This window comes from Streptomyces sp. NPDC059256, assembly GCF_042753785.1.
Taxonomy (GTDB): domain Bacteria; phylum Actinomycetota; class Actinomycetes; order Streptomycetales; family Streptomycetaceae; genus Streptomyces.
In genome coordinates, this window is the sequence record NZ_JBHYZO010000008.1 from 178,471 (window position 1) to 195,367 (window position 16,897).

Below are 16,897 nucleotides of genomic sequence, written 5' to 3' on the forward strand. Positions count from 1 at the left end.
AAGACGTCGGACCATCCCGAACCACCCGGACCACGGGGGAAATGGGGGAAGGGTAGAGCAGGCTTCCGCGCGGGGGAAGGCGGGGGAGCACCTGCTCAAGGGGCCGGCCTCCTGGGGGGAGGCCGGGCCCGGCCCGAAGTGGTGGCGGTCGAGGTGTCCTGGGGAGGACACGTCGGCCGCCCCACGCATGTTCGGGGGCGGACGTTCCACGCCCGTTCCATCCGCTGTGATCGGCTGCCTCGGCGGGCCTGACGGGCCCGCAGGGTCGGTCAGGGCCTGCGACCGCGAAAAGTACGGCGCAGGTCGCTCACCCAGGCATCGGGGTTCTCCCAGGGGATGAAGTGGCCTCCGTGGTCATGGGCGTTGACGTTCACATGGTTGAACCAGTCGGCTTGCGGACCGGTCTCGAAGGCCCGTACGCGCTCGTCGGCTGTCCGGACGCCGGGCGGGTTCTCGTAGGTGACGAAGGTCAGGCCGACCGGGGTCTGCACGGCCGGGGTGCGGTCGTGGGAGGGAGCCCACGGATAGCGGTTGGCATTGGCGTAGTAACGCATCGACGTGGCGATGGAGTTGTTCACCCAGTAGATCGTGGCGTGGGTGAGCAGGTCGTCCTTGGCGAAGACGGACTCCACGTCACCACCGTTGTCGCTCCACGCGTTCCAGCGCTCCAGCAGCCAGGCGAGCAGGCCGGCGGGCGAGTCGCTCAGCCCATGGGCCAGGGTGGCGCCGTCGAGCATGTGGACGGCGAGGTGGGATGCCCAGCGGTGGTCCAACTCGATGATGCGGGACCTGACATCGGTGGGCTGGTCGTCCGCGAGCGGCCGGTTCCGGGCGAAGTCCCAGGCACGGTGGCCGGTGAAGAAGTCGAGCGGCAGCCCGGAGCCGATGTGGATGCCGTACAACTCGTCGGCGTACTTGTGGCCGAGCTGGCTGGAGACGAGTGCGCCGATATCGCAGCCTCCGGCGGCGTACTTCTCGTATCCCAGCGTCTCGGTCATCAGGGTGTGCCAGAGGTCGGAGACCTTCCAGAAGTTGACGTCCGCAAATCCGGTGAGCGGACCGGGGAATCCGAAGCCGGGCAGCGACGGCACGATGACGTCGAACGCATCGGCGCGGTCGCCTCCGAACGCGGCCGGGTCGGCGAGCGGGTCGATCACCTTCGACCAGTGCCAGAACGTCCACGGCCAACCGTGGGTGAGGATCAACGGGATCGGGCGAGGACCGCGGCCGGGCTTGCGCATGAAGTGCACCGGGACACCGGCGACGCTCACCTGGTAGTGCTCGTGGGCGTTGATGGCGGCCTCGGCCTTGCGCCAGTCATAGCCGTCCCGCCAGTGGGCGAGGAGCTCACCGAGATAGCTGCTCGGGACGCCGTAGGACCAGTCTTCATTTCCTTCGTCCAGCGACGGACGGGTCGATGCGAGCCGAGTGCGCAGGTCAGCGAGGACCTTGTCGGGCACATGGATCGGGGTGGGCTCCAGGGGGAAGGCGTGCGGGCTGGTCATCGCATGGTTCCTTACTGGGTGGGGAAGCGATCTCGCCGGTCGGTGGGGGCGGGCCGTGAGCCGTGACGATTCGAGGAGTGCGGGCAGGGACGCGCGAGCGCCTGTCGGTGGGACGGGTCACGTCGGCCGGGGACCGATGCGCTCCTTTCGCCGCGGCTCGACCCACTGGCACCGACGGTGAACGCTCAACGGGTCCGACGATAGGGCGTTTCCACCTCGGCCCCGGGCCTGCGCCTCCTGTTTCGCCGCGCGTGACGCCCGCCGCACGGCGCCCCGTCCACTGCGCCCCGTCCACGGCAAAGATGCTCCGTTGCTTCTTGCAAACGGCTGACCGGCTGACCGGCTGCCGCGCGCTGGGAAGTCAGGAAGTCAGTTCGTGAGCGACGACGTCAAGACGGAGGGAATGCATGCGCCAGGGGAAGGAAGCACATGGATCGACCGGCTCTCGGCGGGAGCGCTGGCCGTCGCCTCCGACGGCCGCCCGCAGCGCGACCCGAAGCGAAGCGACGATGCGCCGAGACCTGCCAGGAGCACGGCGGCGGCCGATCGAGAGCACGGGAAGCGCGGTCGCCCGGTCCGTGCCCGAACGCACAGGGGCTGTCGCTGCGCCCTGTCCCCCGGACACGTACGGCCGCCTGGTCCGCTTCCGTACGGTTGCCGGCCCCAGAACATCGCAGGGTGTCCCGGGCTTCGTCAGCCGCCCGAGACGGCCCGCAGATGGGCCTTGCCCCGCCGGGTGCCGGATGTGGACGGCCGCTCGCGCAGCACCAGCGTCATACGGGTGTATCCCCGGTCCTGAAGTGTCGCTGGCGTTTCGTCCACGATCCGGCACTCGGCATGCCCCCACTCGGGGTCCGGGTGGTACAGCGGCCGTACAGCCCCGTCGTGGTGTACGGCTGCGGCTCCCGTGGCCCTCATCCAGTGGGGCAGTCCACAGCGATAGGCTGCGTCCATGATCGGGTCGTTGGCGATGTCACTGCGAATGGCCTGAAGCACCCCGTCGTTCTCGTAGCGCTCCAGAGCTGTTTCCAGTTGGGCGAGGAGCGGAAGGCACCAACTCGTCTCCCGATCACCCAGTACGGCCCCGGCATCGGGATGGAACAGGACGAACCGCAGGAAGTTCTGGTCCGGCATCGCCGTGGGGTGCTGCCCCATGGCACGGAACAGCATCTGGAACGCCGGGTTCACATGTGCCACGTCCCAGCGCTGGTCGAAGAGGACCGACGGCAGGGGCACGGAGTCCATCATCGCCGCGTAGTCGCGCAAATAGGCCCTGATGCCGGGGTCCTGAAGACCGGGCTCCTCCTCCGCGGACGGCAGCTCCGCGGGCCGGACGGGCGTGGGCAGCGGTACATAGGTACGGAGGGGGCCGGAGGGGAACGCGGGCCCCGAGGGTCGCGCGGGGCCCAGGGGCGAGGTCACCCGCGGTTTCACTCCCCCGAGTGCCGTGGGCGGCTCGCGGTCCACGGCGAGCCGGAAGAGCCAGCCGCCCTGCTGGTCGGTCATCTCCAACGCCTTGACGAGGGCGTAGAGCTTGTCGTCGGTCCACTCCTCCGAGGCCGCACGCTCCCAATTGCCGTACGCACCTGCACTGATGTCGAGCCGCGCGGCAACCTCCGCCTCGCTGAGCCCCAGCTCTTCCCGACGTCCCCGCAGTATGTCGGTGAGCCTCCTTGACCGGAGGGTCCCGCGGCCCGCAGCCGCGCACCCTCGACGTCCGTGGACACCAGGACGGTCAACACCCGCCTCATGTGTCATCGAGAACGCCACCCTTCCCGCTTCCCGAAGTACCGCCGCGGTAGCGCCTTTTGATCTTCACCCCGCCTGGTGATCCTGCTACCGCAGGAGCGACCATGTCAACTATCGTGGCATTCCACGTCGCTGAACGCCGAGATCGCGCCACAGCTGTGGCAATACCTGGCTGACGGTCCGGGAAACGGTTAATCTCCGGGCAGCCAACTGTGTGCGGAGCCATCTCGCGTGATCTAGGAGACCTACTGGTGACAGACGGCTTCTTGGTTCCGGGCCCGGCAACCGCAGGCCCCCTGGCGGCGTCGGTCGCCCGCGTCGCCGAACTCGCTGGCAGAGTAGGACTAAGCCACAGCGAGGTCTTCGACGTACACAAACTCTCCGAGGCTTCGGGAGTCCCCACCGACGTGGTCGGTGCGCTCCTGGAGGGAAGACCCGCAGGTCAACCCGACCTCCAAGCCCGCTTCCTCCAGCGGTTCGACCTGCTGCGACGCACCCGACTCAAACCCAACGGGCGCCGCTACACCCAGCAGGAGATCGCGGACGGCGCCGCCATGTCCCGTCAGCAGGCGGGTGCGCTGATCAACGGGGACCGCCGCCCGACCATGGAGCACTGTGACGCGATCCAGCGGTTCTTCAAGGTCCACGCGGGCTTCCTGACCGCCGACGACGCCGACGCGCTCAACGGCGCGCTCCAACGCACCGAACAGCGCCTGCTCCAGGACTACGCCGGCGAGGGCGATCCGCTGGAGCGACTGCTCCAGGACCACGGGGTGCGGGGCATCGCCTGGCGAGCCGCCCAACTGCCCACGGACAAGCACCGGGACAAGGTCACCGAGTGGCTCGACATGCTGCTCGAAAGTGTGAAACCGACAGAACCGGCCGATTCAACGAAGCCGACGGACGCATGACTGACGGAAACATGACTTCAGATGAGGACTGATGTCAGGGCAGGGTTAGTGCCGCACGCATGCGTACGGGCGCGGAGGGGGAGAGGAGAACGGTGAGCATTGGCAAAGAAATGCGTCGGCTCTGCGGCGAGCTGGTAGCCGGAATCGATCTGCCCGCCCCGGCCGAGCCCGCTGACCTCTACGCGGCCCTGTGCGGCCAGATGAGCAAGCGTCGGGGCCGGCCCGTGCGGTATCGCATGGCGAGCTTTCCTCCCGGTACGGCCAGCGGGCTCTGGCTCGACATGACCGATCAGGACCTGATCGTGATCGAGGAGCGGACCGCCCCCGACCACCAACTCGTCATCCTCGGGCACGAGCTGTGGCATATGAAGGCCGGCCACTGCACCCATCACGTCGAGGGCGCCGCGGTCGCCGCCCGGCTGCTGTCGGACGAGGCCGATCTCCAGGCAACCGTCCTCAAGGTGGCCGCCCGCACCCGCTTCGACCAGTCCGAGGAGAACGACGCGGAGAGTTTCGGCCTCCTCCTCGGCAGCAAGTGCCGCTCCTGGCTGGCCGGATCCACCAGTCGCGGCCCCAGACGGCGGGAAGGGCTCGCCGGCAGGATCGAGGCGTCCCTGGGATACCGGGGACCACAGGGCTGATGGACCCGCGCGCACGCGTGCGACTGACCAGCGCGGTCAGTCGGGACCCGCTGGAGCCGAAGGCCGGCCGGGACACGGTGCGACGCCACAACCTCAGTCTGGTGCTCCGCGCGGTGCGCGACGCCGGTGAGATCACCCGAGCGGGGGTCTCCGCCCGGGTGGGACTGACCCGTGCCGCCATCTCCTCCCTCGTGGAACAACTCCTGGACGGCGGATTCCTCTCCGAGTCGGGGAAGACGTTCAGCGGGCTGGCGGGGCGTCCGGGCACGGTGCTGAAGGTGGCGCGAACCGGGGTCGCCGGCATCGGTACGGAGATCAACGTCGACCATGTCGCCGTCTGCGTGGTCGATCTGGCGGGCACGGACCGGGTTCGGCTGGTGGAGCACCTCGACAACCGCGGGGCTCCCCCGGCACAGGTGCTCTGCCGGGCGGCGGCGATCACGGCGCGCGCCCTCGTCTCCGCAGCGGAACAGGACTTACGGCCCGTCGGAGCCACCTTGGCCCTCCCCGGGCTGGTGTCGTCCGGCACGGTATGGCAGGCGCCCAATCTGGGCTGGAGCCAGGTGACGGCAGAAGAACCCTTCACCCACGCCCTCGCCGCCCTTCGCCCGGAACTGCCCGCGCTCCCCGTCCGCTCGGAGAACCAGGCCAATCTGGCAGCCCTGGCCGAGCTCTGGTTCGGCAGTCTCGGACGCGTCCGCACCTTCCTCTATCTGACGGGGGAGATCGGTGTCGGAGGCGCCCTGGTCCTCGACGGCGAACTCCTCAGGGGCGCCCACGGCTTCGCCGGCGAGCTCGGACATGTGATGGTGGCCAAGGACGGCCCCGAGTGCCGCTGCGGCGCACGGGGCTGCTTGGAGCAGTACGCGGGGCAGCGGGCAATGCTGAGTGCGGCGCACATCGACCGGTCGAGCGGTGGCGCCGCGCTGGCCGAGTTGGAACGCCGGGCCCGCACCGGCGACGGCAGGGCCCTGGCCGCGCTCAACCAGGCGGGGTTGATGCTGGGCCGGGTACTGTCGGGCGCCGTGAACCTCTTCGACCCGGCGGCGGTCGTCCTCGGCGGCATCTACGGCCCGCTGGCGCCCTGGTTGATCCCGGGCGCCTCGATCGAACTCTCCACCCATGTCGTCTCGGGCCTGTGGCCGCAGACGGGCACCCGGTTACGGGCCGCCTCCCCGGCGGCGGACGCGGCTCGGGGTGCGGCAGGGCTGGTGGTGCAGGACGTGCTCTCGGATCCGCTGTTGTACGCACAGCGAGCAGCGACGGGCTGACCGGCGCGCCAAGCAGCCCGAACAGCCTGAGCCGCGGCACGGCGCCCGCCCGCCCGCCCGCCGAGGGACCGTCAGACAACCGGTCGGCCGCCCAGGGGGCCGCGGAGGTTCCAGTGCCGGTTCGGGAAGCGTGGAAGTGGAATCGGTTCGGGCAGGTTGGACCGAGACCCGTACCGACCGTGCACCGCCCCCGAGCACGGCCGATTGCCGGCCTCCGTATCGGCTTTCCCTGCCTCCGCACCAGCCCGACGGGCACCTTCGACGAGCCCTTCGCGAGAACCCCTTCCCACCAGCCCTGATCGACTCCTTAGACTGTCCGGTACATCTCATTCCAGTTACCGCTCACCCGACTGCGGTGAGAGGACGACCCACGCCTCGGAGGCGAACATGGGCACCCGTCGCACCTCACTGCCAGGAGTCGGAACGCAGTACGACTTCACCACCGAGGCAGGACGACACATTTCGGTCGTCGTCCACCACGATGGACGGCGGTTCCTCGGCTTCTACGCGTCAGACGACCCGGACGCCTGTCAGTTGGAGGTGCCCCTCTCCTCCGCCGAGGCGACCGCGCTGGCTCACCTCATCGACCCCGCCCCGATCGACGCCGTGCGGACCGATGGGATCGATCTGGTCACGGAGCACATCCCCGTCAGCTCCCGCTCCCCCTACCTGGGCCGACTGCTCGGCGAAACGGAAGCCCGCAGCCGTACGGGTGCCTCGATCGTGGCCGTACTGCGACGCACGAGCGCACACCCGTCACCCGGCCCGGACTTCAGGTTCGCCCTCGGCGACACCCTGGTCGCGGTCGGCACCCGTGAGGGCGTCGACGCCCTCGTCGAGATCATCGCCGGAGGCTGAGCGTGCACCACACCACCGAACTGCTGATCGAGCTGGGTGCGATCATTCTCGGTCTGGGGCTGATAGGCCGGTTCGCGGGACGCATCGGCCTCTCCCCCATCCCGCTCTATCTGCTGGTGGGGCTCGCGTTCGGCACGGGCGGGCTGTTGCCGCTGAGCGCCAGCGAGGACTTCGTCGCCGTGGGCGCGGAGATCGGCGTCATCCTGCTCCTGCTCCTGCTCGGCCTGGAGTACTCGGCGTCCGAACTGGTCGGCAGTCTGAAGACCCAGTACCCGTCGGGCGCGGTGGACTTCGTCCTCAATGCGCTGCCGGGTGCGGCAGCGGCACTCCTGCTGGGCTGGGGGCCGGTGGCGGCGGTCGCCCTCGCGGGTGTCACCTGGATCTCCTCCTCCGGTGTGATCGCCAAGGTGCTGACCGATCTGGGGCGCCTGGGCAACCGGGAGACACCGGTGATCCTCGGCATCCTGGTCATGGAAGACCTGGCGATGGCCGTCTACCTCCCCCTGCTGACCGCGCTGCTCGCGGGTGTCGGGCTCGCCGGCGGCAGCATCACCCTGCTGATCGCGCTCGGCGCGGTCGGCATCGTGCTCTATCTGGCACTGCGACACGGACGGCTGATCAGCCGTGCGGTCTCATCGGACAATCCCGAGATGCTGCTCCTGGTGGTGCTCGGTCTGACACTGCTGGTGGCGGGCATCGCGCAGGAGCTCCAGGTCTCCGCCGCGGTCGGTGCCTTCCTCGTGGGCATCGCACTGTCGGGTGAGGTCGCCGAGGGCGCGCGCAAGCTGCTCACGCCGTTGCGCGACCTCTTCGCGGCGGTGTTCTTCGTCTTCTTCGGACTCTCCACGGATCCGACGGCGATTCCCCCGGTGCTGCTGCCCGCACTGCTGCTCGCCGTGATCACGGCGGTCACCAAGATCCTCACCGGTTGGTACGCGGCCGGTCGGGTCGGGATCGGACCACGTGGTCGACTGCGGGCGGGCGGCGCACTGGTCGCCCGTGGTGAGTTCTCCATCGTGATCGCCGGTCTGGCCGTCGCCACCGAACCGAGGATCGGCCCGATCGCCACGGCGTACGTCCTGATCCTGGTGGTGCTGGGGCCACTGGCCGCCCGCTGGACCGAACCTCTGGTGGCCCGGGCGCAGAAGACCCGCAGCCGCAAGGAGCCGTTGCCCGAGTGCCACGACGGCCCGGCGCAGGGTGCGGCTCTCCCCCCGGAGGCCACGGGAGCCGACGTACCGGCGCAGGAGGGGCACGTCCCCGGCCCTGAGAAGGACGGTGTCATCGTGATCGACCCTCGGTAGTCGAAGGGCGTCCGTCCGGGCACACGGCCCGTTCTCGCATTCCTCACCCCCTCGGGAACCGCCCGAAGAGAGCGATCCATGACATCTGAGCACCCCGACTCCTTCGCGCTGCTGCCCGGCGCGCACGAGTCCCCGGTGATCCTTCACGTACCGCACTCCTCGCGGGCGATCCCCGATGCGGTGCGTGCGGGCATCGTCCTCGACGATGAGGCGCTGGAGCGGGAACTCGACCACATCACCGACTCCCACACCGCTCGGTTGGCGGCTGCGGCGGCCGAGCGGGCGGCGGTGCGGCCGTGGCAGTTCGTCAACGAACTCTCACGACTGGTCGTCGATCCCGAGCGGTTCCCCGATGAGCGTGAGGAGATGGCGACCGTTGGGATGGGCGCGGTCTACACCCGCACCACCCAGGGCGGGACGCTGCGGGAGTCGGTGGATCCGCAGCCGCTGATCTCGCGGTACTTCCATCCGTACGCCCGCTCGATGACGGCGGCGGTGGCGGACCGGTTGGCCGCCACCGGCAGGGCCGTGGTGATCGACGTCCACTCCTACCCCTCGCGGCGGCTGCCCTACGAACTGCACGGCGACGGTCCGCGACCACCGATCTGTCTGGGTACGGACGAATTCCACACGCCCTCCGAACTCCTCACGGCTGCCCGGGAGGCGTTCGCCCACTGCGGTGGCATCGAGGTGAACACCCCCTTCGCCGGTGCCTATGTGCCGTTGGATTTCTACGGCAAGGACGCCCGGGTCGGTGCGCTGATGGTGGAGATCCGTCGGGACCTGTACCTGGAGGAGCCGGGCGGGCCGGCGGGTCCGGGCTTGATCACGCTGGCGAGCGCCTTGGCGGCACTCGTCGACGTATGGACACCGGGGCAGCGGGCCGGACACTGATCCGGTGGCGCAGTGACGCCACGACCAGCCACGGCGGCCGGGACCCCGGTTCGGGTCCCCGCCGCCGTGGCGGTGGTGCTCAACGGGCCTGCCGTGAGACCAGTTCCTTCAGTTCGGCGTTGAGTCGCAGGACATTGACCCGGGGCTCCCCGATGAATCCGAGGACGCGGCCCTGGGTGTGGTCCGCCACGAGTGCCTCCACCTCGTCGGCGGGGAGTTGGTTGCGTTCGGCGACCCGCTGGGCCTGGAGTCGTGCATAGGCGGGTGAGATGTGGGGGTCGAGTCCTGAACCGGATGAGGTGACGGCGTCGGCGGGCACCTCGGACGGGCTGATCCTGCGCTCCGCGGTCGTGTTGTCCTGGATCACGGCCTTCTTGGCGTCCTCGATCCATTGGACGAGTTCGGCGTTGTCGGCGGAGCGGTTGGTCGCCCCGGAGAGGATCAGCGTGTACTGGGTGTTGACGCTGTTGGTGCCGAGTCCGTTGGAGGGGCGCGGTTGGAACCAGCGCAGATCGGGCCGGGCCGCCTCGTCCGGGTCGTCGGGATCCTTCTTGGGGAGCTGGTAGGTCTGTCCGATCAGGGACGAGCCGACGACCTTGCCTTCGGCTTTGAGTTCGGAGCCGTTGGCCTGGTCGGGGAAGAGCGTCTGGGCGGCGCCGGTGACGGCGAGGGGGTAGAGGACACCGCAGACGACGGTCAGCACCAGGAGGGTGCGCAGCGCGGCCGTGAGCAGGCGTCCGGTGTTGCGGATGGAGGTGTTCATGGCGGTCACCTGATGCCGGGGAAGAGGGAGATGAGCAGGTCGATGATCTTGATGCCGATGAAGGGGGCGACCAGACCGCCGAGCCCGTAGACGGTGAGATTGCGTCGCAGCATCCGGTCAGCGCTCGCGGGTCGGTAGCGGACCCCTCCCAGGGCGAGGGGCACCAGGGCGATGATGATGAGCGCATTGAAGATGACGGCGGACAGGATCGCCGACTCGGGCGAGGCGAGCCGCATGATGTTGAGTTTGTCGAGGCCGGGATAGACGACGGCGAACATGGCGGGGATGATCGCGAAGTACTTGGCCACGTCGTTGGCGATGGAGAACGTGGTGAGTGCGCCTCGGGTGATGAGGAGTTGCTTGCCGATCTCGACGATCTCGATGAGTTTGGTGGGGTTGGAGTCGAGGTCGACCATGTTGCCGGCCTCTTTGGCGGCTGAGGTGCCGGTGTTCATGGCGACGCCGACGTCGGCTTGGGCGAGTGCGGGGGCGTCGTTGGTGCCGTCACCGGTCATGGCGACGAGCTTGCCGCCCGCCTGCTCGCGCTTGATGAGGGCCATCTTGTCCTCGGGGGTGGCTTCGGCGAGGTAGTCGTCGACGCCGGCCTCCTTGGCGACGGCACGGGCGGTGAGCGGATTGTCGCCGGTGATCATGACGGTGCGGATGCCCATCCGGCGCAGTTCGTCGAAGCGCTCCCGCATCCCTTCCTTGACGACGTCCTTGAGGTGGATGACGCCGAGTACGCGGGCCCCTTCCGCATCGGCGGCGGCGACCAGCAGGGGGGTGCCACCGGCTTCGGCGATGGCATCGGCGATGTGGTCGGCGTCGGGGGAGATGTCACCTCCCTGCTCCCGGACCCAGGCGACGATGGAACCGGTGGCCCCTTTGCGGATACGACGGCCGGCGGTGTTGACGCCGGACATGCGGGACTGTGCGGTGAAGGGGACCCATTCGGTGCCGGTCAGTTCACCCGGGTGACGTTCGCGCAGTCCATGGGCCTCTTTTGCGAGGACGACGATGGATCGGCCTTCCGGTGTCTCATCGGCGAGGGAGGAGAGTTGGGCCGCGTCCGCGAGTTCGGCGGCACCCACTCCGTCGACGGGGACGAATTCGGCGGCCTGACGGTTGCCGAGCGTGATGGTGCCCGTCTTGTCGAGGAGGAGGGTCGAGACATCGCCGGCCGCCTCGACGGCGCGGCCGGACATGGCCAGCACATTGCGTTGGACGAGTCGGTCCATGCCGGCGATGCCAATCGCGGACAGCAGGGCGCCGATGGTGGTGGGGATCAGACAGACCAACAGTGCGGTGAGCACGATCAGCGAGGTCTGTTCGTCGGCCCCCGCGTAGGTGGCGAACGGTTTGAGGGTGACCACGGCGAGGAGGAAGACGACGGTCAGTGAGGCCAGCAGGATGTTGAGGGCTATCTCATTGGGCGTCTTCTGTCGGGCGGCGCCTTCGACCAGGGCGATCATCCGATCGATGAAGGTCTCCCCCGGTTTGGTGGTGATCTTCACGACGATCCGGTCGGACAGTACCTTCGTACCGCCGGTGACCGCGCTGCGGTCGCCTCCGGATTCCCGGATGACCGGGGCGGATTCGCCGGTGATCGCGGACTCGTCGACGGATGCGACACCTTCGACGACGTCCCCGTCGCCCGGGATGACGTCCCCCGCCTCGCAGACCACGAGGTCGTCGATGCGCAGTTCGGTGCCGGGGACGCGTTCCTCGACGGCACCTATGAGCCTGCGCGCGACGGTGTCGGTCTTGGCCTGGCGCAGGGTGTCCGCCTGGGCCTTGCCCCGGCCCTCGGCGACCGCCTCGGCGAGGTTGGCGAAGAGGGTGGTCAACCAGAGCCAAGCGGTGATCGCCCAACCGAACCAGTCGCCGGGATCGGTGATGGCGAGGGCGGTGGTGAGAACCGAGCCGACCAGGACGACGAACATCACCGGGGACTTGATCATCACCCGTGGGTCGAGTTTGCGCAGGGCGTCGGGGAGGGAGGCGATCAGTTGCCGGGGGTCGAACAGGCCGCCGCCGACCCGATGGGCTACCGGTGCGGTGTCACGGGGGTCGTGCGGGTGTGGTGCCCGGGTGGGTGTCATCGTGCTCATGACGCGAGCCCTTCAGCGAGCGGACCCAGCGCCAGGGCCGGGAAGTAGGTCAGTCCGGTGATGATGAGGATCGTGCCGACCAGGAGCCCGGAGAACAGGGGCTTCTCCGTGCGCAGGGTGCCCACGGTGGCGGGAACGGGCCGCTGCTCGGCGAGGGAGCCGGCCAGGGCGAGGACGAAGAGGATCGGCAGGAAGCGGCCCAGCAGCATCGCGAGACCGATGGTGGTGTTGAACCACTGGGTGTCCGCGTTCAGACCGGCGAAGGCCGATCCGTTGTTGTTGGCGCCCGAGGTGTAGGCGTACAGGATCTCGGAGAAGCCGTGGGCGCCGGAGTTGGTCATCGAGTTCCCGGGCGTCGGCAGGGCCAGGGCGGCGGCGGTGAAACCGAGCACCAGGGTGGGCGTGATCAGGATGTAGCAGGCCGCGAGCTTGATCTCGCGGGTGCCGAGCTTCTTCCCCAGGTACTCCGGGGTGCGGCCCACCATCAGACCGGCCAGGAAGACCGCGATGATCGCCATGATCAACATTCCGTACAGTCCCGACCCCACACCCCCGGGTGCGATCTCGCCCAGTTGCATCCCCAGCATGGTGATGCCACCGCCGAACCCGGTGTACGAGGAGTGGAAGCTGTTGACCGCGCCCGTGGACGTGAGAGTCGTCGCCACGGCGAACAGGGAGGAGCCCGCGATGCCGAACCGGGTCTCCTTGCCCTCCATCGAGCCGCCCGCGGTTTCCGGTGCGGGACCGTTGTGGGCGAACTCCGTCCACATCATCAGGGCGCTGAACCCGATCCAGATCACGGCCATGGTGCCGAGGAGTGCGTACCCCTGCCGGACGTTGCCCACCAACTGCCCGAAGGTGCGGGTGAGGGAGAACGGGATCAGCAGGATGAGGAAGATCTCCAGCAGGTTCGAGATGGCGTTGGGGTTTTCGAACGGGTGGGCGGAGTTGGCGTTGAAGTAGCCGCCGCCATTGGTGCCCAGTTCCTTGATGGCCTCCTGGGAGGCGACCGCGCCACCGTTCCACTGTTGGGTTCCGCCCTGGAACTGACCGACCTCATGGATTCCCGCGAAGTTCTGGATCACACCGCAGGCGACCAGCACCAGCGCGGCGATCACCGAGATCGGAAGCAGGATGCGGACCGTGCCCCGGACCAGGTCCGACCAGAAGTTGCCCAGCTCTCCGGTGCGCGAACGAGCGAAGCCCCGTACCAACGCAACGGCCACCGCCATGCCGACCGCGGCGGACACGAAGTTCTGCACCGCGAGCCCACCGGTCTGCACCAGGTGCCCCATGGCCTGCTCGCCGTAGTACGACTGCCAGTTGGTGTTGGCCACGAACGACGCGGCGGTGTTGAAGGCCTGGTCGGGGTCTATCGACTGGAAGCCGAGCGACCCCGGAAGCACCCCCTGCAACCGCTGGAGCAGATAGAGGAAGAGCACGCTCACCGCTGAGAACGCGAGCACTCCGCGGAGATACGCGGGCCACCGCATCTGTGTGTCGGGGTCGGCTCCGATGGCCTTGTAGATCCACTTCTCCGGCCGATAGTGCCTTTCCGACGCATACACACGGGCCATGTAGTCACCCAACGGGCGATACACCAACCCCAAGGCCGCTATGAGCGCCAGCAACTGGAGCACACCGGCAAGTACGGAACTCATATCCGGGCTAGAACCTCTCCGGGTACAGAAGCGCGAGGACGAGATAGCCCAGGAGGGCGACCGCCACGATCACACCGACAACGTTCTCGGCAGTCACAGCTTCGCCACCCCCTTGGCGACAACGGCCACCAGCGCGAAGACCGCGATCGTGACAACGACGAAGGCCACATCGGCCATCGTGAGCTCCCTATGTGGGGCGGGATGGGACGATTCGAGGAAACCCCTTTTCAGCCACTCCGCCGGTTTCGTTGATGTGTCCCATACGGCCGGGCACCTGCTCTTGACGGAACCTGTACGGCAACCGGGGCCAGGACATCGGCGACACCGGGAGATGCGGTGATCGGACCGATTGATCGATGGATGCGCCAACGATCCATCCGCGCGGTCCACCCGAACCCACTGTGAAAGATCGACGGCGGGTCGCTGATATTCGTGATGATTTGCAGTAATTTGCGGGTTTGAGTGATGGGCACGACAACGGTTCGTCACCGAGAGACGGCTGACAAGACCAACGGTCGGCAGCGATGACCGCGGCGCGAGGGGGCTGACCACAGGTGGACGGTGACGCCGGGCAGCCACAGGCGCGCCGACCACCCCCACGGGCAACGCAGTGGCGACGAACGGCACCGGTGCGCGCGGTCGCCATCAGGCCGGGCCCGAAGGCCCTGCACGGCACCACGTACGGGATCCGCAGCACCGACCGGCACACCGCACCCCGCCCCAGAACCACCGGCCCGACCCCATCCGCCACCGTTGCACTCGCTCCCCCGCCGCCCGGGCCCCGCCCCCTCACGGTGGAAGGTGCACGATGACGGACACCACACCGCCCAGCAGTGGGACACGGGGCGAACTGACCGCACGGTGTCGGACCTGGCTGCTCAACGGCCTGACCGAGCAACCGGCCCAACACCCCGGACCCCACCGGGCACCCACCCCGGAGCACCGCGGCCATCGATGGTGGCGCGTGATGTGTCTGACCGGGGTGGACTACTTCTCCACCCTCGGCTACCAACCCGGCATCGCCGCACTGGCCGCGGGACTCCTCTCCCCCCTGGCCACCCTCGTACTGCTGGCCTTGACCCTGCTCGGGGCCCTCCCCGTCTACCGACGGGTCGCCAAGGAGTCACCGCACGGCGAAGGCTCGATCGCCATGCTGGAACGGCTGCTGCCCTGGTGGGCCGGGAAACTGTTCGTCCTGGTTCTGTTGGGGTTCGCCGCCACCGACTTCATCATCACCATCACCCTCTCGGCCGCCGATGCCTCCGCCCATGTGGTGGAGAACCCCTACGCGCCGCAGTGGCTCCACGGCGAGAACCTCTGGATCACGCTGGTGCTCATCGGCCTCCTCGGCGCGGTCTTCCTCAAGGGGTTCCGGGAGGCCATCGGTGTGGCGGTCGTGCTCGTGGCCGTCTATCTGACGCTCAACGTGGTCGTGCTCGCCACCTCCGCATGGCAGGTGGTCAACGAACCGCGCGTGGTCCCCGACTGGTGGGACGCCATGACGACCGAGCACTCCTCCCCCTTCGTCATGATCGGGGTGGCGCTGCTCGTCTTCCCGAAACTGGCCCTCGGCATGTCCGGGTTCGAAACCGGAGTGGCGGTGATGCCACAGATCAAAGGAGGCCCGCAGGACACCTACGAACACCCGGTCGGCCGGATCAGGGACACCCGCAAACTGCTCACCACCGCGGCTTTGATCATGAGCGTCTTTCTGTTGCTCTCCAGCCTGGCGACGACACTGCTGATCCCCCAGGACGACTTCAAGGCAGGCGGTCCCGCCAACGGCCGCGCCCTCGCCTATCTGGCCCATCGCTACCTGGGGGAGGGCTTCGGCACCGCCTACGACGTCTCCACCATCTGCATCCTCTGGTTCGCCGGCGCCTCGGCGCTCGCCGGACTCCTCAACCTCGTACCGAGGTTCCTCCCCCGCTACGGCATGGCCCCCGAGTGGACCCGGGCGGTACGCCCCCTGGTGCTGGTGTTCGTGGCGATCGCCACCGTCATCACCTGGTACTTCGACGCCAACGTCGACAAGCAGAGCGGCGCCTACGCCACCGGCGTCCTGGTCCTGATGCTCTCCGCGTCGTTCGCCTCCACCGTGGCGGTTCGACGGGCCGGACACCGCAGGGCGGCGATCGGATTCGCTGTGATCACGGTGGTCTTCGCGTACACCCTCGTCGCCAATGTCATCGAGCGTCCGGACGGCATCAAGATCGCCGCACTGTTCATCGTCACCATCGTGCTGACGTCCTTCGCCTCACGGGTGCACCGGGCCTTCGAACTGCGCTCGGCGGAGGTCGACTTCGACACCACGGCGACGCACTTCGTCGAGGAGGCAGCCGCCGGCGGCCCCCTACGGATCATCGCGAACGCGCCGTCGGAACACACATCGGCCGCCTACCGGCTGAAGGAGTACCAACAGCGGCAGGAGACCCACATCCCGGACGGACACCCGGTGCTCTTCCTGGAGGTGTTCGTGAAGGACTCGTCGGACTTCACGGCCGATCTCCTGGTTCACGGGGAGGAGAAGCACGGGGTGCGCCGACTACGGGTGGAGGCGGCCACGGTCCCCAATGCCATCGCGGCGGTCCTGCTGCGCGTCCGGGATCTCACCGGCGATGTTCCGCACGCGTACTTCACCTGGACCGAGGGCGCTCCCTTCGGACGTCTGCTGCGCTTCCTGGTCTTCGGCGACGGGGAGACCGCGCCGGTGACCCGGGAGGTGCTGCGCCGAGCGGAGCCGGATCCGGAACGCCGCCCGCGAGTGCACGTCGGGTGAGACGGCCTCGGGCGAGCCCACCGACCGGGTCCGCCCGCGGGTGTCCCTCAAGGAAGATCCGAGGTGGACACACGAAGAACTCCCAGCCCGATTCAGTCGGTACTGGGAGTTCGATGAAACCGATCAGGGAAGCCATCCCTGGTGATTTCTGGTGTCCGAGGGGGGACTTGAACCCCCACGCCCGATAAAGGGCACTAGCACCTCAAGCTAGCGCGTCTGCCATTCCGCCACCCGGACTAGGTGACCACCGCGGTCTCCCGCGGCGACAAGGACAACAATACCAGGGGTTTAACCCGTCTCGTCTCGCCTTTTCGCTTCGGCCCCTGGTCAGAGCGGTGATCCACTTCGCTCCGCATTCAGGCACCACATCCAGAGGGAACGGATCGGGAACGAATCGGGTCGAAGGTGACCAGGCACTGCGGATCGAGGTGAAGGTCGGGACGGACGCAG

At 68.3% G+C, this 16,897-nt stretch carries 13 protein-coding genes and 1 tRNA gene; 7 read left to right on the forward strand and 7 right to left on the reverse strand.

Going from position 1 to position 16,897, the window contains the following annotated elements:
* Positions 1-269: 269 nt before the first annotated feature.
* A complete protein-coding gene (locus tag ACFXJL_RS20090; RefSeq protein ID WP_384694218.1) occupies positions 270-1,505 on the reverse strand; it encodes an epoxide hydrolase family protein in 1,236 nt (411 codons plus the stop codon).
* Positions 1,506-2,198: 693 nt separating this feature from the next.
* Positions 2,199-3,263, reverse strand: a complete 1,065-nt coding sequence (locus ACFXJL_RS20095) for a helix-turn-helix domain-containing protein (protein WP_358879355.1) — start codon at positions 3,261-3,263, stop codon at positions 2,199-2,201.
* A gap of 242 nt (positions 3,264-3,505) precedes the next feature.
* Between ACFXJL_RS20095 and ACFXJL_RS20100 the strand changes: the two genes are divergently transcribed.
* From ACFXJL_RS20100 to ACFXJL_RS20125, 6 genes are all read left to right on the forward strand, one after another.
* Positions 3,506-4,165, forward strand: coding sequence for a helix-turn-helix transcriptional regulator (locus ACFXJL_RS20100; RefSeq protein ID WP_358879356.1), 660 nt, complete (start codon positions 3,506-3,508; stop codon positions 4,163-4,165).
* Positions 4,166-4,275: 110 nt separating this feature from the next.
* Positions 4,276-4,806: a toxin-antitoxin system, toxin component gene (locus ACFXJL_RS20105; protein WP_329027882.1), complete on the forward strand. Its 531-nt coding sequence runs from the start codon at positions 4,276-4,278 to the stop codon at positions 4,804-4,806.
* Positions 4,806-6,077 carry an ROK family protein gene (locus ACFXJL_RS20110; protein WP_384694221.1) on the forward strand — a complete coding sequence of 424 codons (1,272 nt, stop codon included), beginning with the start codon at positions 4,806-4,808 and terminating at the stop codon, positions 6,075-6,077. The genes ACFXJL_RS20105 and ACFXJL_RS20110 overlap by 1 nt, the downstream gene beginning before the upstream one ends.
* Before the next feature lie 387 nt (positions 6,078-6,464).
* Positions 6,465-6,935, forward strand: a complete 471-nt coding sequence (locus ACFXJL_RS20115) for a TrkA C-terminal domain-containing protein (RefSeq protein WP_358879357.1) — start codon at positions 6,465-6,467, stop codon at positions 6,933-6,935.
* 2 nt (positions 6,936-6,937) lie between these two features.
* Positions 6,938-8,239 (forward strand): cation:proton antiporter, encoded by a 1,302-nt coding sequence (locus ACFXJL_RS20120; protein WP_358879358.1) that lies wholly within the window; start codon positions 6,938-6,940, stop codon positions 8,237-8,239.
* Positions 8,240-8,317: 78 nt separating this feature from the next.
* A complete protein-coding gene (locus ACFXJL_RS20125; RefSeq protein WP_384694224.1) occupies positions 8,318-9,133 on the forward strand; it encodes an N-formylglutamate amidohydrolase in 816 nt (271 codons plus the stop codon).
* Between the two features lie 79 nt (positions 9,134-9,212).
* Here the strand turns inward: ACFXJL_RS20125 and ACFXJL_RS20130 are convergent, their stop codons facing one another.
* From ACFXJL_RS20130 to kdpF, 4 genes are read right to left on the reverse strand one after another with little or no spacing between them, the layout of a single operon-like run.
* The gene (locus tag ACFXJL_RS20130) at positions 9,213-9,896 is read right to left on the reverse strand and encodes a potassium-transporting ATPase subunit C (protein WP_358877789.1); all 684 of its coding nucleotides are present in this window, start codon (positions 9,894-9,896) and stop codon (positions 9,213-9,215) included.
* A 5-nt stretch (positions 9,897-9,901) separates the two neighbouring features.
* Positions 9,902-12,007: a potassium-transporting ATPase subunit KdpB gene (kdpB, locus tag ACFXJL_RS20135; protein ID WP_384694228.1), complete on the reverse strand. Its 2,106-nt coding sequence runs from the start codon at positions 12,005-12,007 to the stop codon at positions 9,902-9,904.
* Positions 12,004-13,668, reverse strand: a complete 1,665-nt coding sequence (kdpA, locus tag ACFXJL_RS20140; RefSeq protein ID WP_358877791.1) for a potassium-transporting ATPase subunit KdpA — start codon at positions 13,666-13,668, stop codon at positions 12,004-12,006. The genes kdpB and kdpA overlap by 4 nt, the downstream gene beginning before the upstream one ends.
* 7 nt (positions 13,669-13,675) lie before the next feature.
* Positions 13,676-13,765, reverse strand: a complete 90-nt coding sequence (gene kdpF / locus ACFXJL_RS20145) for a K(+)-transporting ATPase subunit F (protein ID WP_329024935.1) — start codon at positions 13,763-13,765, stop codon at positions 13,676-13,678.
* A gap of 711 nt (positions 13,766-14,476) precedes the next feature.
* On the opposite strand from kdpF, the gene ACFXJL_RS20150 reads away from it, so the two are divergent.
* A complete protein-coding gene (locus ACFXJL_RS20150) occupies positions 14,477-16,447 on the forward strand; it encodes an amino acid transporter (RefSeq protein WP_384694231.1) in 1,971 nt (656 codons plus the stop codon).
* Between the two features lie 149 nt (positions 16,448-16,596).
* On the opposite strand, the gene ACFXJL_RS20155 is transcribed toward ACFXJL_RS20150, so the two are convergent.
* A tRNA-Leu gene (locus tag ACFXJL_RS20155) sits at positions 16,597-16,684 on the reverse strand.
* Between the last annotated feature and the right edge of the window lie 213 nt (positions 16,685-16,897).